This is a genomic window from Sphingobacterium sp. LRF_L2, from assembly GCF_965644235.1.
Lineage (GTDB): Bacteria > Bacteroidota > Bacteroidia > Sphingobacteriales > Sphingobacteriaceae > Sphingobacterium.
Window position 1 is genome coordinate 597,305 of the sequence record NZ_CBFFRI010000001.1, and the last position, 19,100, is coordinate 616,404.

Annotated in this window: 18 protein-coding genes; 9 read left to right on the plus strand and 9 right to left on the minus strand. The window is 39.6% G+C overall.

Annotation, left to right across the window (positions count from 1 at the left end; all coding sequences use genetic code 11):
• Positions 1 to 2 precede the first annotated feature (2 nt).
• The 5 genes from ACSZOX_RS02400 to ACSZOX_RS02420 all read left to right on the plus strand — a co-directional run bounded on the left by ACSZOX_RS02400 (position 3) and on the right by ACSZOX_RS02420 (position 4,314).
• Positions 3 to 2,282, plus strand: coding sequence for a cation:proton antiporter (locus ACSZOX_RS02400; protein WP_437918151.1), 2,280 nt, complete (start codon positions 3 to 5; stop codon positions 2,280 to 2,282).
• 108 nt (positions 2,283 to 2,390) lie between these two features.
• Complete coding sequence (locus tag ACSZOX_RS02405; protein ID WP_437918152.1) at positions 2,391 to 2,819, plus strand: MarR family winged helix-turn-helix transcriptional regulator; 429 nt, start codon at positions 2,391 to 2,393, stop codon at positions 2,817 to 2,819.
• 49 nt (positions 2,820 to 2,868) lie between these two features.
• On the plus strand, positions 2,869 to 3,300 hold the full coding sequence (locus tag ACSZOX_RS02410; RefSeq protein WP_437918153.1) for an organic hydroperoxide resistance protein: 432 nt from the start codon (positions 2,869 to 2,871) through the stop codon (positions 3,298 to 3,300).
• Complete coding sequence (locus tag ACSZOX_RS02415) at positions 3,297 to 3,674, plus strand: DUF1304 domain-containing protein (protein ID WP_437918154.1); 378 nt, start codon at positions 3,297 to 3,299, stop codon at positions 3,672 to 3,674. Before ACSZOX_RS02410 ends, ACSZOX_RS02415 begins: the two co-directional genes overlap by 4 nt.
• 4 nt (positions 3,675 to 3,678) lie before the next feature.
• Positions 3,679 to 4,314, plus strand: coding sequence for an NAD(P)H-dependent oxidoreductase (locus tag ACSZOX_RS02420; RefSeq protein WP_437918155.1), 636 nt, complete (start codon positions 3,679 to 3,681; stop codon positions 4,312 to 4,314).
• Positions 4,315 to 4,372: 58 nt separating this feature from the next.
• On the opposite strand, the gene ACSZOX_RS02425 is transcribed toward ACSZOX_RS02420, so the two are convergent.
• The 3 genes from ACSZOX_RS02425 to ACSZOX_RS02435 are packed head-to-tail and all read right to left on the minus strand — an operon-like array spanning position 4,373 to position 6,931.
• Positions 4,373 to 5,683, minus strand: coding sequence for a cryptochrome/photolyase family protein (locus ACSZOX_RS02425; protein ID WP_437918156.1), 1,311 nt, complete (start codon positions 5,681 to 5,683; stop codon positions 4,373 to 4,375).
• Positions 5,684 to 5,705: 22 nt separating this feature from the next.
• Positions 5,706 to 6,176 carry an SRPBCC family protein gene (locus ACSZOX_RS02430; RefSeq protein ID WP_437918157.1) on the minus strand — a complete coding sequence of 157 codons (471 nt, stop codon included), beginning with the start codon at positions 6,174 to 6,176 and terminating at the stop codon, positions 5,706 to 5,708.
• 56 nt (positions 6,177 to 6,232) lie between these two features.
• On the minus strand, positions 6,233 to 6,931 hold the full coding sequence (locus ACSZOX_RS02435; RefSeq protein WP_437918158.1) for a MarR family winged helix-turn-helix transcriptional regulator: 699 nt from the start codon (positions 6,929 to 6,931) through the stop codon (positions 6,233 to 6,235).
• A 248-nt stretch (positions 6,932 to 7,179) separates the two neighbouring features.
• On the opposite strand from ACSZOX_RS02435, the gene ACSZOX_RS02440 reads away from it, so the two are divergent.
• Together ACSZOX_RS02440 and ACSZOX_RS02445 are read left to right on the plus strand one after the other, a co-directional pair.
• Positions 7,180 to 7,746, plus strand: a complete 567-nt coding sequence (locus ACSZOX_RS02440; RefSeq protein ID WP_437918159.1) for an RNA polymerase sigma factor — start codon at positions 7,180 to 7,182, stop codon at positions 7,744 to 7,746.
• Between the two features lie 2 nt (positions 7,747 to 7,748).
• Positions 7,749 to 8,558 (plus strand): anti-sigma factor, encoded by an 810-nt coding sequence (locus ACSZOX_RS02445; protein ID WP_437918160.1) that lies wholly within the window; start codon positions 7,749 to 7,751, stop codon positions 8,556 to 8,558.
• A 63-nt stretch (positions 8,559 to 8,621) separates the two neighbouring features.
• Here ACSZOX_RS02445 and ACSZOX_RS02450 read toward each other — a convergent pair whose 3' ends face one another.
• Positions 8,622 to 9,449 (minus strand): ferritin-like domain-containing protein, encoded by an 828-nt coding sequence (locus ACSZOX_RS02450; RefSeq protein WP_437918161.1) that lies wholly within the window; start codon positions 9,447 to 9,449, stop codon positions 8,622 to 8,624.
• Positions 9,450 to 9,471: 22 nt separating this feature from the next.
• Positions 9,472 to 10,191: a ferritin-like domain-containing protein gene (locus ACSZOX_RS02455; protein WP_437918162.1), complete on the minus strand. Its 720-nt coding sequence runs from the start codon at positions 10,189 to 10,191 to the stop codon at positions 9,472 to 9,474.
• A 235-nt stretch (positions 10,192 to 10,426) separates the two neighbouring features.
• Between ACSZOX_RS02455 and ACSZOX_RS02460 the strand changes: the two genes are divergently transcribed.
• Together ACSZOX_RS02460 and ACSZOX_RS02465 are read left to right on the plus strand one after the other, a co-directional pair.
• On the plus strand, positions 10,427 to 11,338 hold the full coding sequence (locus ACSZOX_RS02460; protein WP_437918163.1) for an NAD(P)/FAD-dependent oxidoreductase: 912 nt from the start codon (positions 10,427 to 10,429) through the stop codon (positions 11,336 to 11,338).
• Between the two features lie 200 nt (positions 11,339 to 11,538).
• Positions 11,539 to 12,294 carry a pirin family protein gene (locus ACSZOX_RS02465; RefSeq protein WP_437918164.1) on the plus strand — a complete coding sequence of 252 codons (756 nt, stop codon included), beginning with the start codon at positions 11,539 to 11,541 and terminating at the stop codon, positions 12,292 to 12,294.
• Positions 12,295 to 12,482: 188 nt separating this feature from the next.
• Here ACSZOX_RS02465 and ACSZOX_RS02470 read toward each other — a convergent pair whose 3' ends face one another.
• The 4 genes from ACSZOX_RS02470 to ACSZOX_RS02485 all read right to left on the minus strand — a co-directional run bounded on the left by ACSZOX_RS02470 (position 12,483) and on the right by ACSZOX_RS02485 (position 19,090).
• Complete coding sequence (locus ACSZOX_RS02470; RefSeq protein ID WP_437918165.1) at positions 12,483 to 13,253, minus strand: hypothetical protein; 771 nt, start codon at positions 13,251 to 13,253, stop codon at positions 12,483 to 12,485.
• A 7-nt stretch (positions 13,254 to 13,260) separates the two neighbouring features.
• Entirely contained in the window at positions 13,261 to 15,993 is a 2,733-nt protein-coding gene (locus ACSZOX_RS02475) for a glycoside hydrolase family 2 protein (protein WP_437918166.1), read from the minus strand.
• A gap of 27 nt (positions 15,994 to 16,020) precedes the next feature.
• Positions 16,021 to 17,223: a glycoside hydrolase family 88 protein gene (locus ACSZOX_RS02480; RefSeq protein WP_437918167.1), complete on the minus strand. Its 1,203-nt coding sequence runs from the start codon at positions 17,221 to 17,223 to the stop codon at positions 16,021 to 16,023.
• Between the two features lie 79 nt (positions 17,224 to 17,302).
• Positions 17,303 to 19,090: a glycoside hydrolase family 2 protein gene (locus tag ACSZOX_RS02485; protein WP_437918168.1), complete on the minus strand. Its 1,788-nt coding sequence runs from the start codon at positions 19,088 to 19,090 to the stop codon at positions 17,303 to 17,305.
• Between the last annotated feature and the right edge of the window lie 10 nt (positions 19,091 to 19,100).

Consider the following 19,100-nt stretch of genomic DNA (forward strand, 5'->3'; position numbering starts at 1 on the left):
CCATGAATCGAAAGCTGAGGAACGGTATTTTTTACTTCGCTCTTCTTATTTCATTTTCTATACTTGTCTTTTTGATTATCCAACAGGGCAAAACGCTGGAAGGAGAGCATAGTTTTCCGTTACCACACCCCAATGCGTCTCCGTGGAGGGAATTTCTGACGAGCATTTCTCAAAATTTAGAGCATCCTTTGGCGATTCTACTTGCGCAAATCCTTGTTATCATATTAGCAACCCGACTTTTTGGCTGGTTATGTAAAAAAGTAGGACAACCTACTGTTATCGGTGAGATTACCGCAGGAATTATATTGGGTCCCTCCTTCTTTGGGCTTCACTTTCCTGCATTATCACAGGTCTTATTTCCTATCGAATCGTTAGGCAACCTCGAGTTTCTAAGTCAAATCGGACTTATTTTCTTTATGTTCATTATTGGTATGGAAGTCGACCTGAAAACCCTTAAAGTTAAGGCTCGAGATGCCATCATCATCAGTCACGCTAGTATTATTTTTCCCTTTTCCTTAGGCGTCGGACTTGCCTACTTTCTATACGGGACATTTGCTCCTAAAGCGATTAATTTTACATCTTTTTCCTTATTTATTGGGATATCGATGAGCATTACCGCCTTCCCTGTCTTAGCCCGCATCATTCAAGAACGTACTCTTCAAAAAAGCAGATTAGGGCGATTAGTCATCACAAGCGCCGCTATTGATGATGTTACAGCCTGGTGCTTGCTTGCTATCGTGGTCGCCTTTGTGAAAGCGGGAAATTCCTTGGCCGCACTTTACATTATTTGCATCGCAATTGTATACGTGTTTTTAATGATCAAATTTGTGAGGCCTTTCTTACAGCGCATCGGCGAGATGTATGACTCTCGGGAAAATCTGAATAAACCTGTTGTAGCGATTTTCTTTCTCATTTTAATGGCTAGTTGTTACATCACGGAAGTCATTGGTATACACGCATTATTTGGTGCTTTTATGGCTGGAGCGATCATGCCCGATAGCAGCAAATTTCGCAGCACCTTTACAGAAAAAGTGGAAGATGTTTCCTTAATCTTATTTCTCCCGATCTTCTTCGTATATACTGGCCTACGCACACAAATCGGTTTATTAGACGAATTCAACCTCTGGGCAATCACGGGTGTTGTGGTATTGGTTGCCATTACCGGAAAATTTATAGGAAGCATGTTAGCTGCAAAATTTGTAGGACAAAGTTGGAAAAATAGCCTTACCATAGGAGCACTCATGAACACAAGAGGCTTAATAGAACTTGTCGTACTGACTATAGGTTATGATCTTGGGATGCTCTCACCAGAGGTCTTTGCAATGATGGTTATTATGGCACTAACGACTACGCTAATGACCAGCCCTACTTTGGACCTCATCGACAAGATATTTAAACCAAAAGGTAGTCTGATACCAGCTGCCTTACGCCGTATTGGAAAATTTAACATTCTCATTGCTTTTGGACATCCAGACCGGGGACGGAACCTATTGAGACTAGCCCACGGATTAACTCGCAAGTTAAGCCGTAGTACCTCTATCACTGCCGTACATCTTACCCCAACAAACGATTTACATCATTACAACGCCGATCAGTTTGAAAAGAACAGCTTCCATCCTATATTAGAAGAAGCAAGACTAATCAATCAGGAAATCAAACCCCTCTTCAAAGCCGCCAACAATATGGAAAGTGAGGTTGTAGAAATAGCGAATGAGGGAAGTTACGACCTCCTACTTATTGGTATAGGTCAATCCATTTTCAATGGCAGCACTTTAGGCAAAATTTTTGGATTTACAACGCGAATTATTAATCCTGAAAAAATAATCTATCAAGTAATCGGCAAGGAAAATCCCTTAGAACACTCCATTTTCTCTGATAGTACACAACAGATTCTTTATAGAAGTAAAATATCGGTGGGGGTTTTTATCGATAAAGACTTTTTAAAAGCAGATCGTATATTATTACCCATTTTTACCTCACACGACTTAAAACTAATTCGATACGTACAACGATTTATCCACAATGCAGGTGCGCAAGTCACGGTTCTGGATAACGAGAAGTTAATCAACAATAGTTTAGCTACACTGGAACAAATACGTGCTATTGAGCAAGTCGCTCCCAATCATATTAGCCGACTAGAACATACAGAAATAGACCTACCCTTGCTCCAACGACAGGATTTGATTATCCTAAGTACAGAAAGTTGTAAACAATTCTTCGACAGCAGAAATGTCTGGATCTCCAATATTCCATCCGTTTTGATCATCAAAGACAGAGAATAAAAACACAAGTATTGTTTATTTGCCACCGGATAGAAGATTACAAATGTATTACAAAATTATATTGTGAACAATATAATTTTGTAATACATTTGTATATAAGAATTCGTCATGGAAAATCATTTGAAATTAGAAAATCAGACCTGCTTTCCGCTTTACGTTTTATCTAGAGAGATTATTCGGGTATACAGACCTCTATTGGAGGAGATAGACTTAACCTATCCACAGTATCTAGTTTTAATGGTATTGTGGGAACAAGGGAAACAAACAGTCAATCAAATCGGAGACAAATTATACTTGGATAGTGGAACCTTAACCCCTCTACTCAAAAGGTTAGAAAGCAAAGGTCTCATTCAACGTACGCGTTCAGCAAAAGATGAACGTGTAGTTTCCATCAGTCTGACAAGCGAAGGAGAAGCACTGCAATTAGCAGCAAATGGTATACCTGCTAAATTGGTCGAAAAATTAGACCTTTCAATAGAGGAACTTCGGAGCTTGAAAGAACTCACATGCAAAATATTGAGTCAAATACAAGTATAATATTTATAGTACTATAAACTTAAATAAATATCTATTAAATAAAACGCAGATGAAAACACTTTATACAGCCTCTGCTACAGCAAAAGGAGGCAGAAATGGTCAAGTAAAGACTGATAATGGCACACTAGATTTAGAGGTACGCATGCCCAAAGCACTCGGAGGAACGTCTGATGACTTTACAAATCCGGAACAATTGTTTGCCGCAGGTTATTCTGCCTGTTTCGACAGTGCGTTAAACCGTGTAATCACCTTATCAAAAACGAAAACCGGTGAAACTTCCGTTACAGCAAAAGTAAGTATAGGGCAATTGCCAAACCAAGGATTTGGTCTTGCTGTAACTTTACAAGTCAATATTCCAGGGGTTACATTAGAAGAAGCGAATGCGCTTGTGGCAAAAGCCCACGAAATTTGTCCCTATTCGAATGCCACACGAGGCAATATAGAGGTTCTATTGGAAGTTTCTAATCAGACAGCGGTATGATAACTCTTCTTATTTCTGTTCTCGTCGCAATGATTGCGCTAGAGCACCTGTATATCTTATGGTTAGAGATGTTTGCTTGGGAAACCAAAGGAAAGGAGACGTTCAAAGGATCTCTTCCCGACGAATTATTTCCTCCAACAAAAACTTTAGCGGCCAATCAAGGGCTATATAATGGGTTTCTAGCCGCTGGGCTACTATGGTCTTTTTTCATCCAAGACATACTTTGGCAGGAATACATTAGATTATTTTTTCTTTCTTGTGTAGCTGTAGCTGGGATTTTTGGTACATTAACAGCTTCTAGAAAGATCTTTTTTGTTCAGGCTTTACCAGCGCTGATTACACTCCTCATTATTATTTTAAACACAAAATTTTAAACACATGTCACTTATTGAAGACTTAACCTGGCGATACGCCACAAAAAAATATGACGCAACGAAAAAGGTTTCAGCGGAAGACTTAGCAAAAATCTTAGAAGCAACGCGACTAGCTCCAACCTCCTCCGGATTACAGCAGTATAGAATATTTGTAGTAAGCAATCAAGAATTGAAAGACAAGATTGTCCCTATTGCTGCTGGACAACAAATCGTTGCAGATGCTTCACATCTGCTTGTTTTTGCGGCTTGGGACCGTTACACAGCAGAACGCATTGACCATATATATGATAAAACTACAGACGAACGCGGATTGGAACGCGGCAGATTTGGTTCATACACGGATCGTCTAAAACTTCTGTACCTCGAACAAACTGCTGAAGAAAACTTTGTACATACAGCAAAACAAGCTTATATAGGTTTCGGTCTCGCTATAGCACAGGCCGCAGAATTGAAAATTGATAGCACACCTATGGAAGGCTTTAATAACGAAGAACTCGATGAGCTCTTACAGTTAGGTGAACAGGGTTTGAAGAGTGTATTGCTACTTCCTATCGGATACCGTGATGAAACCAATGATTGGCTTGTTCATATGAAAAAAGTTAGAAATTCTACCGAAGAATTTGTGACTTTCTTATCTTAATAAGAGATTCCCACTGCCCAGTAGCTAATTTTTTCACAACTGGGCAGTGGTTGGCTATTTACCTTCTTTCCTTATCTAGGGCTTCTTTATAGACTTTCAAGGCTCTTTCGCGCGCAAATGTATGCTCGACAATAGGCTGGCTTTCCAAAGACTCGAACTCCGGATTCCATCGTCTGACATAATCCAAGTTCCGATCAAACTTCTTTAATTGCTCTGTTGGATTAAAAATACGAAAATAGGGGGCTGCGTCACAGCCACAACCTGCCGCCCATTGCCAGTTCCCATTGTTCGAAGCTAATTCGTAATCTAACAACAATTCGGCAAAATAGGCCTCCCCCCATCGCCAATCGATCAGTAAGTGTTTGGTGAGAAAACTAGCGACAACCATTCGTACACGGTTGTGCATAAACCCCGTTTTATTCAATTGACGCATACCTGCGTCTACCAAAGGATAGCCAGTTCGACCTTCACACCATCGTAAAAACTCTTCTTCATTATTTCTCCAAACAATATGTTCGTATTGCGGTTTAAAACAATGGTCGACGACTTGTGGAAAATGGTATAGAATCTGCATAAAAAACTCCCTCCAAATTAACTCGCCCAGCCAAGTCTCGTTGTGCAGAAGTGCGTAGTTTACACATTTCCGTATCGAAATGGTACCAAACCGTAATGCTACACCTAAACGCGTGGTTAAATCTTTCGCTGGATAATCTCTAAACTCTCCATAGCTATCGATAATATTCGAGTCCAACTTTGGTTCTTCAAATTTAAAATCGGTCTTCTCAAAACCAATATCCTGTAACGAAGGTTGGCGATCGGGATGCCATTGCAATAAATTGACAGTTAGATTTACCCTGCTAGATCGATAATCTTTTTTGGTTAATGTTTCCTTCCACCTTCTACTATAAGGTGTATAGACGGTGTAGGGAGTACCGTCTAATTTCTTTATTTCACCCTGCTCAAAAATCACTTGGTCTTTTTTAGTGACAAAGCCTATGTTTTGCTGTTGTAACCACTCGCCAACTTCTTTATCGCGTGACAATGCATGAGGTTCATAATCGCGGTTACAATACACAGTTTTTACATTGTATTCTTTCGTCAGCTCCTTAAAAACTGTGAGAGGTTTCGAGTGAAAGAAACGAATGCCCCCTCCAGCTTTGATAAAGCTAGTTTGTATCCATTGTAATGCCTGATGAATATAATCAACGCGTTTATCTTGTTTGCATTCAAGCTGGCCTAAAATCGTCTCATCAAAAATAAAAATAGGCAAAACAGGAACATTGTCTTGTAATGCCAGCGCCAAAGCAGTATTATCTTCTAATCGCAAATCGCGACGAAACCAAAAAACCGAAATTTCTTCTTTGTTCATAGTCTTCCTAGAATCTTTCCTATCAATAAGGTAAAGGGCTATTTAAAATACTTTCTAATGTCAAATACCGGTAGTTAAAAATCTCATGAAGTTTTCTTTTTACGAGAAATACATGCGCTAAACGGCCCAATACGCCAAAAGGCAACTTATATCTTACAGTATCTTTCATCATTACGCCATTTTCGTGTGGTATAAATTCGTGAAGGTGCTCCCAAAGAGCATAAGGTCCTTTTCGTTGCCTATCGACAAAACTTTCTTGATACTTTACCTGCACGATTTCAGTTTGCCAACGTAAAGGGATATTAAAAAGCGGTGATACATAATAGTTTATAAGCATGCCCTCAAATATCCCAACACCGTCTAGATTATCCAGTACCTTAAAATTAAGATCAACCGGTGTAATCGTTGCTAAATTATGTGGATCGGTAAAGAAAAGCCAAGCATCTTCTATACTACAATCAAAATATTGTGTCCGTTTTAATGTATAGATCATATAAAAAACAATAGAATCACTGTCAAAGTTTATTTGTACAAGGGGCATTCCCTGTCCTAATCAATCGCTTCTTCTCCTTTTACTTTCTTATTTTCTTCGAAATAGGTACTACTAACATGGTCCAATAACACTGCAGAATGTATATTCTCTTGAAAAATAGGCTTATGAAAGCAATCTAACTTATCTAAAAGACAAACAAGCTGAACCTTCTCTTTGTAAGAAAGTTGACCTGCAACAATTTGTGTAGCTTGTCTTATTTTTGGCATCTGTTGTTGCAGAATCGCTTCTCCTTCTGCCGTTATCCTTATCATCTTACTCCGCTTATCCGTTTCTGAATCCTTTTGTTCAACCCATCCCTGAGAAACTAATCGATTGATAATTTGCATCCCTACTGGTTTATCCTGAATATTACGTTTTATCAACTCCATCTTTGTCATAGCACCAAAAGCACGCAGATTGATTAGATAGATAAATTCCTCTTGGGTTGAAAATGATGAGTTATAGATCGCGGATCTCGAATAACTCTTTGCATACCTGCTTAAATGGACAAATAATGTACTAATCACACTGTCAATTGATCGTCCATTCACCTTTCCTTCCCATTCGGGTTCTAAAACATTTTCACTGTTTTCATTCACTTTCTGATACATCCAATGCATAAAACCATCGATTGTCTGCATCTTAGCAGGCTTATCTTCTTCTTTATGAAATTGCTCTAGTAGCGCAATAACTTCTTTTAATAGTGTATATTCCATAGACAAACTAGTGCAATAATAATCATTTTAAAACTATTAATAGTTTATTATTACACTTTAACACATTTTATCTTGAGCAAGAAATATCCATGTATTTTATACAGTCCCTGATTTGAAAAAGTATATTCACAACAAGTTGGTCCACTTTTTCACCAGTAGGCTAAGATGTTCATTTACAATTTTATAAAACATACAGACTTTTACACCTGAATAAGTATATTTGCGTTAGACATTTATAGAATAACTAATTGAGCCCCATTTATCATATTTCCGAGGATGACCTCATTTCTTTGTTGAAAAAGAAAGATCGTCGTGCGTTTAATTATCTATATGATAATTACGCAGGAGCATTATATGGTGTCGTTATTCGGATTGTTTCCCATAAGGCTTATGCAGAAGAGGTGATACAGAATATCTTTGTAAAGATATGGAATCACATGAACCTTTTTGATCATACGAAGGGGCGCTTATACACTTGGATGATTCAAATTGCCAGAAATACAGCGATCGATTACATCAAATCAAAGAGTGTACAAAATGAACAAAAAAACCAATCGCTTCCCGATATCGTAAATACGACAGAAGCCCATCAATTTGTGCAAATGGATCAAGTGGAGAAAGTAGATTTTATTGGTTTAAAGAATGTATTGGGGACATTAAAGCCTGAATGGAGACAACTCATTGAAATGGCATATTATGAAGGTTATACACAACAAGAGATCGCAGAGCATTTGGTGATACCTTTAGGAACCGTAAAAACAAGGGTAAGGGCCGCTTTACTGCAATTGAGAGAAATATTAAAAGAAAACGGGTAGCTGTGGATATCAAGGATTACATATCATCAGGCATTATTGAAGCCTATGTTCTAGGACTTGCTACGGAAGAAGAAGTGAGCATACTTGATTGTGTGCGCCAAAAACATCCTGAAGTAGAGCAAGCTATTTTAGAAGCACAATTGGTTTTGGAAGATTTTGCATCAGAACAGGCCATACAACCTGCTCCTGAACTTAAAGACAGCATCTGGAATATCTTATCGGAATCTCCTTCAAAAGCGTCCGACGCGGGCAACAAAGAAATAGATTTTTCTGCCATTGAAAAAGAATCAAATGATCGTCAACCTCATCGACTGGCAAAATCTCTAGCAATTGCGGCTACAGTGTTGCTCGTTCTAAGTTTGGGTACAAACATTTACTGGTACCAACAACAGGGGATCTCTGAAACTAAATTTTCCCAAGCCTTACAATACATAAATGCAAAGGAATTGCAGCTTGCAGAAGCAGACAAACGATGGAAGATTGTGCAGCAACCGGCCGTCCAGAAGGTATCTCTAAGAGGTACTGAAAATAAATCTGAGTTGCAAGCGGTCGTGTTTTGGAATAAGGAAGACAAAACGGTATATCTTACTTCGGGAAACCTTCCAGCCACCCCTACGGGCAAACAATACCAGCTTTGGGCTATTGTAGATGGCAAACCAGTTGATGCGGGTCTTCTTCCACGTGAAGCGGAGGAGGGATTTTTCAAGATGAATGACATTCCTCATGCCCAGACCTTTGCCATTACCTTGGAAAAAGAAGGAGGAAGTCCAACACCGACTCTCGCTGACTTATTTGTAATCGGAAACATCTAACACGATAAAAAAGGTCCATTTCCTACGAAACGGACCTTTATAACCTTCTTTTCTTTCAATTATTTATTTTATAAACAAGCCCGCTATTGCTAACACTTCTGTTGCAGCAAGGGGTTCATCAAAGGCTTGGGTAGCAGCTTCGACAGATAGTTTGCCGCTAACCGAATTTAAACTTGTAATATCGATTCCAGCTTGCACTTTGTTATCTTCACCAGCGTATACTGGATCTACTGCAGCTCCAATACCACTGTCATTCGCACCAGTTATCCAGGGCTTCTGCTCAGCAGCGGTTCCTCCTCGACCTTTTCTCATCTGACGAATATGGGAAGCATGTCTAGCCTCTACAGCATGTATCTGCAAGGCCGCAGTTAGTACAATTTGATTTCCTTTCAATAAACCAGCTTGACCTTTATAAGCACGTACGCCAGTATCTTCAAACGCCTGTGCCAACGCCAAAAAAGTATCATAATCTGTAAACACTGTAGAAAATGTACCTCCAGCAGTAAAATCAAATGTCGGTTTGGAAACCGCCTGATCACCTAATACTTGCTTTAGAAAATTTACATGTGCAATTTCATGATCACGAATTGTCTGTATTGCTGCAGTTGGCTTTCCTGATGGAATTAAACCTGTAGCTGCCGCTCCTTTGGTATAAAATTCAGCTTCTAAATATTCCAATGTTAGCGCATAATTTAGAACAGAATTTACATCGGTTGGTGTCTGCCCATAAGCTTTTTTTAAAAGATCTGCGAATACCAAAGGAACCGCTGCCAATGACACTTTTTTACCAAAAGACAACATATTGCGGATAGCAGCGCGACGTGGGCTTATGCGATCATTAAAGTCAGGATCAACCTGCGAAATTGTATCGAAAATATTAAATAAATTCATGGTAATTCAGTTTTGAGTTAAACTAATAAGTGGGTAAATCACGTACATTCAGTTTCGACTTAATAAAAGGCGAAGCCGCTTCGAGCACAATTGTCGGACTTTTCGCCAAATCCAATCCGTTGTCGTCGATTACTTCCTGATTAGCAAAGGTTCCGTTATCAATTAAATCACGAACAAGAGCGGCATGCCTGGCCTCTACAGAAACTATCTTTCCTGCTAGCAACAAGTAAGCTTCTGCCTTTATCAACCAGCCCGCTCCGTTGTAGGCAGATACACCTAGGTCTTCAAAAGTTTTTGCCGTAGTCAAAACACTTTCGCGGCTAGAGAAATTAATGCTCGAAAAATTGAACTCTAAATTGGCAATAGCATTCACTCCTAATGCTGTTTTGAAAAACTCTCGATGCGCAATTTCATGATCCCGAACATCGGTGAGTAAAATTTTTTCCCATGCTGTCATTCCTGAATAGGGGGTACTAGCGACCTGTATATAAAATGCAGCCTCTAGTTGTTCCAACGCATATGCATAATTTAAAATAGCAATGTCTCCACTCCCAAAATAATATCCTTCACCGCCCATATCACTTGGTCCATCATCATCCTTACACCCAATCATCCCCAAAGTGGCTATACCAAAAGCACTTGCTCCGGCGACTTTTAAAAAATCCCTGCGTTGAAATTGCTTGCTCGAAGGCTGTTCTTGAAGCATAATCGAGCGGTCTGTAGTAGATGGTTTTTCTTTCATAACCTTCGTTATTTTATGTTTATAATTTCTTTTCAGATTTATTTACGAGGTTGAGGCGACATTGGATTTCCTTTTTTGTACATTTTAAAAAAATATCTAAAGAACCTCTTCAAGACACCTGTATAAAATCAAACGATAATGGGATCTTTCGTCACTTGAATGCCATAAGATCGATCCAAAACGCAACAATATTGCAAAAGAAATTTTTACCCTCTACTTTTGGTATAAAAAAGAAATGAATATACAGCATAATACATTTGACGCTATTATCATAGGAGGCAGTTATGCAGGTCTCTCAGCTGCCATGTCTCTAGGACGATCCCTTCGAAATACACTAATCATAGATGAAGGGCTTCCTTGCAACAGGCAAACTCCGCATTCACATAATTTTCTGACCCAAGATGGTAAAACACCTGCGACTATTTCGCAGATTGCACAAGAACAAGTAAGTGCGTATCCTAGCATACAGTGGCACGATGCGCGAGCAACTACCGCTCATAAAACGGAAAAAGGATTTGTCGTGGGAACCGCCGACGGAAGAGAGCTTCTAAGTAAGAAGATCGTACTAGCAACAGGTATTAAAGATATCCTACCGTCCATTCCCGGTTTTGCTGACTGTTGGGGAATTACAGCCATACATTGTCCTTACTGTCACGGTTACGAATTTAGAGACCAACCTACCGCGATTTTAGCCCAAGGTGAACGTGCTCTACACCTTTCGTCCTTAGTACGTAATCTAACGGATAGCGTTCACTTAATCACTTCTCCAGAAAGCAATATTGATGATGCACAACTTCAAAAGTTGAAACAAAACAATATCAATGTGCTTAAGCAAGAATTAGCAGATATTATTCATCAAGACGGCCATATACAGAAACTTATTTTTGAAAATGGCGAACATTTATCTGTAAAAGCGTTGTATGCTGGACTTCCATTTGAACAACACAGCCGCATACACCACTCTTTAGGTTGTAAAGAGACCGAACAAGGCTATATTGAGATTGATAGTTTTCAAAAAACAAGCGTACCCGGTGTATTTGCCTGTGGCGATAATTCAAGTATGATGCGTTCTGTAGCGAATGCCGTTGCTACAGGAAATTTAGCCGGAGCTATGGTGAACAAGGAGCTTGTCGACGAGATATTTTGAGAAAGGTAATGTTTTTTCAACTTTCAGTCGCTATACATAGCATTTAGTCCAAAGGCATGAATTAATCGTCACTGCTATATTATCTGTAATCCACGTAACGACATTCATGAACTTTTTTTCGTTATCCGAACTTTCTTAAACTAGTTCAATGTCTACTCTATTATCCTTGTTTACATTTGATTGATCAAATTAGTAAAACGATGGAAAGCAAAAATTTAGTAGAAGAAAAAACAACGTTTAATAGTGTATTGCATCCCGCAAATTCACGTGGAAAAGCAGATCACGGATGGTTGTTGAGTCAACATACGTTTAGTTTTTCAAATTATCATAATCCTGAACGTATGCATTTTGGCGTGCTGCGCGTACTTAACGATGATATTGTAGCAGGCGGTAAAGGTTTTGGCTCGCATCCTCATGACAACATGGAGATCATCAGTATCCCACTTGAAGGCGATCTGGCTCATCAAGATAGTATGGGAAATACCGCTGTGATAAAAAGCGGAGATATTCAGGTCATGAGTGCAGGCTCGGGAATTATGCATAGCGAGTTCAATAAAAATGAGGACCGTCCTGTACAATTTCTTCAAATATGGGTTTATCCAAAGCAACGAAATGTTACGCCTCGCTACGATCAGCTAACATTCGATCGAAGTAAAATGCACAATACTTTTCATCAAATTTTGTCACCTAACCCCGAAGATGAGGGGGTATGGATTCATCAAGACGCCTGGTTTCATCTCGGCCATTTTGATACAAATAGAACTACGAACTACACCATGAAAAATAGCGATAACGGCGTTTATGTTTTTTTGATCAAAGGGACAGCTACGGTCGCCGGCCAGACATTAAATACTCGTGATGGTTTTGGAGTATGGGGCATTCAGCATATCGACATCCACAGTACAACAGAAGATACCGAAATATTACTTATGGAAGTTCCCATGCATTTGATCTAAGCGTAGTTGCAAATACAGCCCACAGATAACGGGATTTTGAAAAGGCATAGTGATTTTAACAAAATCAAACCTGTTATCCAATTTTTCAATAAAGCATGGTCTCCCTGCACCGTTAAGTATGCAAGGAGACTTACTCTTGCGCAAACAATTTGTTCCTTTTACATACGAAATTCGTGTGTCAAGAACTTCTAGTTGAACACTGGCGCCGCTGATAATCTCATTTTAGGTTCTTTGATCTTTTTCAGCTCGAACACCACGAGTTCATTTTTACCTCTATTTAAAAGGTCAGCTTGAATTTGTATAGATTGCTGCTTTTCTTCTTCCCAATACGAGCCCAGATAATGACCATTTATCCACACCTCACCCATGCCCCATCCCGAGACATCGAGATAAACATTTTTGATATCATTGAATTCGAAAAATCCCTTATAAAAACCGGGATATTCATCATCCGAGGTCATATCGAAGTTCAAGTTATCAGGGTGCATTTCCCGGATATTCAGCGGTATCATTACCCAATTCTCGAGTACACGCTGACCGACTGTTACATTTCCAAATATACCTTTGGAATTATCTAAAATCTCTGGACCATAGGTTATTCTACCAATGTTCTCAACATATAACTCTAGCTTATGCAAGCCCGGAGCACAATTTAGTACGATTTTTTTCTTTTTATCTGTCAGTGTGCCCTGAAAATAATCATCGACATATACCGCTGCATAATCTCGAACATTCTCGAGCGTTAACGTTGTGGACTCTGTTGCACTTGTCGTAATTTCGGCTCTGTAAAGAATATACCCGAAATCTACTCCAACTTCATCCATTGGCAATGCATTTTGTGATTCAACTTCATCTTGAAACACCTGTTTTACAGAAGCTTTATCCCTCAAGATAATTTCTTGAGCATTCAATGTAGTACAAAAAATTATCATCAAAACACCAGTCGATATTCTTAACATAGTTTCTTTAATTGATTAAAAATGATTGGATAAACGACTCGTCAACAGCTACAGTAGGATTAAATCCCCCCCCCTTTACATACGCATCTATACTTTTCAATAGCTGTTGTGTAGCTGGACGTTTTTCTAGATCTTTCTTTGTATCCACGGCGAGCACCAACAACTTGCCTCCATTTAATTTTGCTTCAAATCCAATACCTAATTTTTCATTATTATCATAGCTATCAATCACTTGAATAAATGGGCGCAACTCTTCGGGGGCATTATTCATCTCAATAACTTTAGCGCTATTCAAAATATCCCACCATTGCCAATCGGTATGGTATGAGGTAACGAAATTTTCGAAAACAGGATTGTCATGGTGAATTAAACAGCCAATCGTCATAGGAGGCCATGCGAACATTATCGGATTCCAAAAATGATTGTGGAAAACAGATTTCCGGCCCTTAATCTTATTCAATGTTGGACAGAGCACTACAGTTTTTCCTTTAGCTAGCTGATTTTTAGCTACCTCGTCAAAGGTCGCTGTATACAATACTTGGTCAGTAGATTGTATAATAGCCTCGCCTCTCGGATAGACCCAAATATCCCAGCTGTTTGTCAACTGATTGTTGATAGATACATGTACCGTTAGTTTCTGAGCCTTTGACACTTCTTTCAGAGGTATCGCAAATTTGCCTACGGGTGAGACGGTATCATTTTCAATAGTCTGCGTTTTAAGATTTCCTTTTTTAAGGACTTTACCATTTTCTGCCGTTAACCACCATTTTAACTTTGCATTTCGAATTTCGGCACTACTAAAATTGTATACCTCTGCCCTGCCTTTGAAAAGCTCGTCATTAAAGTAGGCACTTTTTTCGTAGCGTAATAAAGGTACCGTAGGTCCGCAGAACTTCCGAAATTTTTGGGCTTCCACCAATCCTTTAGAATCCCAAAAGGGATCTAGTATACCAACAGGCGCGTACCCTTGTCCTGGGAAATCATTGATCGAAAGAAGCTGAAAGCCTGCTGATTTGGAGGAGCGGAGTAGCGCCTCAATTACAGCCTTATATTCCAAAACGGTCAATGCCCCCGAAGCACGAAAGAAATCCTCTGCTTGGTCCAGCATTCCATTTTTATCCAGCATCTCCCGAAAGACTTCAAAATTACGTGCCTCAACGGGACTGTCCGTATATTTCTTAATTTCATCAAAATTTGGATAAACACAACGCTGTCCAGACTCATGCGATATTACAGGGACATCCACATCTGATTCTCTGCTTCGGTCCCAATCGGTATTCGGCAAACCTTCATAGACTTTTACCGGTCCTTTATTTGTTTGTTGCGATACATAGTACTGATCAGACTTTACCCGGGTTCTTGCCGTAGACCCGCTGTATAAATGACGTGGATCCAATACTCTTCCCGCGGCTGTAAGCTCTTCTATAAAGTCAAAATTACCTGTAATTTCATTACCGTTACAATATAAAATAAATGAGGGATGGTTACCATATTCTTTTAAAATTGCTCTTATCTCCCGTCGAAAAAAATCATACCGCGCACTATCTGGCTCCGCATCTTTTCCCCACATTGGCATTTCCACTTCAAAGTAAATCCCATGTTTATCGGCCATACGAAAGGCTGCTTGGGGTGGGCACCAGGAATGAAAACGCAAATGGTTTAACCCATAATCTTTCATCAGTAACATAATACGTTCCCAAGAAGCATCATCTACTGGTGCATAGCCCGTTTTAGGAAAGACAGCATTTTCCACATTTCCTCTTAAATGAATCGGTCTATCATTCAACAACACATGATTTTTACCCTGTCTCACCTCACGCATTCCGAAAGTAGTCGATTTTTCATCGCTATAGGTATCCTTATCTCCCACTATATTCAGTTGGCAGGCGATCGTGTATAAATTCGGATTAAATTCGTCCCAAAGTTTTATATCTTTTCCCAGAGGAAGGGTAGATTCAATAAAGGAAACAGAATCATTGCTGTTTACGGATATTTCATTCTGAAGTTGATAGTTTTGGCCTGTGACATGAAATCTAGCCTGTCCCTTAAAAGATTGCTTTGTTTCATTTTTTATCTGTAATTTGATTTTCAGTTCGTGTTTTTTGATGTCGGGGTATACCTGAAAATCTTCGATATAAACAGGATCAACAGCAATCAACTTCATCTCCCCCACTATTCCATTCCAGTTGATCTGAGTAAACTCTGTATGAGCGTGATTCCATTTATGGGTATTATATTGAAATCGATTATCGATGCAGACTGTTATGCGATGTGTTTCACCAGGTTTAACAAATTCCGTTAGCTCATGTCGATGCGGCACACTGATATAATCGACTTTACTGACCTCCTTCGTATCGACATAAATTGCGCTCAACCAATGCGTCCTTTCAAAAAACATGAAAATTCGTTTTCCTTTCCATTCTGCTGGAATTTCAATATCCCTTTGGTACCAAGCGGGTCCCATATATTCATATTTTCTCGTTAAACGATCGATATGACGATAAGGTGATTTGTAACCGATTTGGTAATCATCGGTAATTCCCGGAAGTTCGATGGTTTCTTGCAATAAATGATTATAGCGAGGGGAAAGAGATCCTCTTCGAAAATCCATGACATCCGTTTGAAACCTCCATGTACCGGCTAAATCAATCGTTGTGTTTTGTGCTTTTAAGAAACAAGGCCCTGTTAATAAAAGCATCAATAGGATGTATAAAAAATTTCGCTCTACGTTTGCGTTCATGTTTAGTCGTTTAATCACAATTGTCGGTTACTGCTTTTTTTTTAGGCGGGTTAACGCCTCTAAGTAATAATAATCCGCATAGGTAAGAGGTACATCCACCTCCGAATTAGCAGGATAAGATCCTACGCTATGTTTCAAGATAAAACCACCATTTTCGCCGAGTTTCGCTGTATATTCAGGAGAGGCTAACACTCGAACTTGCGTTTCAGCGACTTTCATATATTGCTTACCTAAGGCTTCATCGACAAAGTCGCTTAATTCAATCAAAGCAGAAGCCATGACAGTCGCGGCAGATACATCCCTATACGTATTCGGAACATCTGGACTATCGTAATCCCAATAAGGGATGTAGTCTTCGGGCATATGTGGATGGTTGATTAAATAGTTTGCAATATGTTTTGCCTGATTAAGGTATCTTTCCTCTTTTGTTTCCCGATACATATAAGTGTATCCATACAGCCCCCATGCCTGTCCGCGACTCCAAGAGGATTCGTCGGAATAACCTTGATGTGTTTGTTTCAGATGAGGTTCTCCACTTATAGTGTCGTAAGAAACTACATGATACGAGCTGTAATTCGGCCGAAAGTGATGTTTCATTGTTTTATCCGCATGGGAAAGTGCAATTGTTTTAAATGTTGTATCACCCGAAAAATCGGCTGCCCATAACATAAGTTCTAGATTCATGAGGTTATCGATGATCACGGGGTATTGCCATTTATCTTTATTATGGTCCCAGGAACGGATAAGCCCTACCTGTGGGTTATAACGCGTACGAAGAGACTGAGCTGCTGTAAGCATCACCTCCTCATAATGTTTATTATGTGTTAGCCGATATCCATTGCCAAAACTGCAATAAATCATAAAGCCAACGTCGTGATTGTCCGTTGTATACTTTTCTCGCTCTACTCTATCGGTATAGAGTTCTGCATATTTCAGTACAGCCGAATCTGCGGTATTCTCAAACACATACCACAGCGACCCTGGAAAAAATCCACTGCACCACCAACGTGAGTCTGAGGATACATCTTTATTGTTTTCAAAGGAGCGTGGCAACCGTCCCTCCTGATCTTTATACTTCTCGGCAAGAAATAACGATTGTTGTCGCGCAAAAACAAAAGCGCTATCGACAATCAGGTTCAACGATGTTTTGCCTTCTTCGGCTTTCTTATTGAATGTACAGGAGATAAATCCCAAGAGGAGAGTCGTGTAAATCAAAATAATGTTCTTCATGTTCTTTGATCTGATATAGTTTATAAAATGTTTATCTGTAAATTGTACAGACATGTATGAGTTGCATAAATCAAGGTTTTCAATGGATGTGATCGTAATAGTCCTTCATCAAATACCAAGCTTCCTTTCGGTAACCTTGGTCGGATACCAATCCCTTTCTATTCCAACCATCCTGATTTGTTGGATGTAACCGAAAAGGAGAACGAAAATCAAATAACACCCACGGCGAGACCCCTCTCAAATTGGGAACATGCCTAAACATTTCGAGATTAGCCTTGTAGAGCGTAGCTTGGTAATCTTCACTCCAAGAACTCACGACATCAGCATCCCCCCGTTTCCCATATAGTGCCTCGCCTCCAAACTCCGATATTATCAATGGTTGTCCCTTTGCAACATCCCAGACAGCTTTCTCGGGAGAGATTGGCCAAGGATGATACCAGCCCATGTATTTATTGACAGCTACTACATCCAATTTCTTGATAAAAGGATCATTCATAATAAACTCTTGTCTATTGGCGTCAAAACGTATTAGATCAAAAGCAGCCGTAATTAACCTCGTGGTATCAATCTCTTGGCAGCGGGCAATTAGGTAGTCAAGGAAGACGTTCCGCGGCTCCGAAGGCTGCGTCTCGTTTGCTACCCCCCAAAAAGCTAAGGCACAGCGGTTTTTATCGCGCATAATCATATCAGCGATCATGTTTCCCGCTTTTTGCTTGGTACTTTCGTTGGTAAAGTCGATACCTTGCCAAATAGGAATTTCTTCCCAAAGCAGAAATCCCATTTTCTCCGCGAGACGAACTGTATATTCGTTTTGTGGGTAATGTGCTAAGCGAATCATATTACATCCCAAAGCTTTTGCTTCAGATAATAACATGACCGCATCCGACTCGGAAAAAGCTCGTCCCTTACGTTGCGCTATTTCTTCATGAAAAGAGATCGATTTCAAAAAAATGGGCCGGTCGTTTAAGTAGATATCCTCACCATCTACCCATATATTGCGAAATCCGATTTGCTCCTGAATAGTGTCTTTGTCGCTTGTGATACTAACCTGATACAATTTTGGAGCATCTGGAGACCAACGCTGCAGCTTAGGTACTGTGAAGCTTGTACTGATCGCCCCCTTATTATCGGTTTTAAGCGTCTCTTTTATTTTCAATTCTGGAATTTCGATGGTAACACGAGCGTTTGCTGACGCTTCGGACAATTTCACCTGCGCATTTATCTTATTGGATTTATACTTGTCCAACTGCACAAAATAATCTTCGATAAACACAGGCGGTGTAGACAACAAGAAAACATCACGGGTGATTCCACCATAATTCCACCAATCGAATGCCATAGCGGGAATAGCGTCTACTGTCCGCGTATTGTTTACCTCTATGGCTAGAAAATTCCCTTGCGCTTTCACTCGATCGGTTACTTCAATTTGAAAGGGAGTGAAACCTCCTTCATGCGATCCGATTTCTTCACCATTTAAATAAATATGGCAGCGGTAATTAACGGCTCCGAAATACAGAAAAATACGATCACTGCTTCTTTTGCTTACATCAAAAGAACGTGCATACCAGATGGTTCCTTCGTAATATTGGAGTTCAGGCTGTTGACTATTCCAATCGGATGGGACATTCAGACGTAATCCATTTTCAAAAGAATACTCGTAAAAATCAATTTTATTCGCCGGTTTTTTGTTGAGATAAATTTTATTCCCTCGACCTTGATTGTAGTGATCAATAATGGCATTCCATTTCCCATTCAACGATATTGATCGACGTCCGTACACGTTCGTCATCGTTTGCTGTGCTGTAAGATCTAAAAAGAAGAAAGACAAAAAAATAAATAGTACAATGTTGAGCAGTTTCGATTTCATACGATGTAAA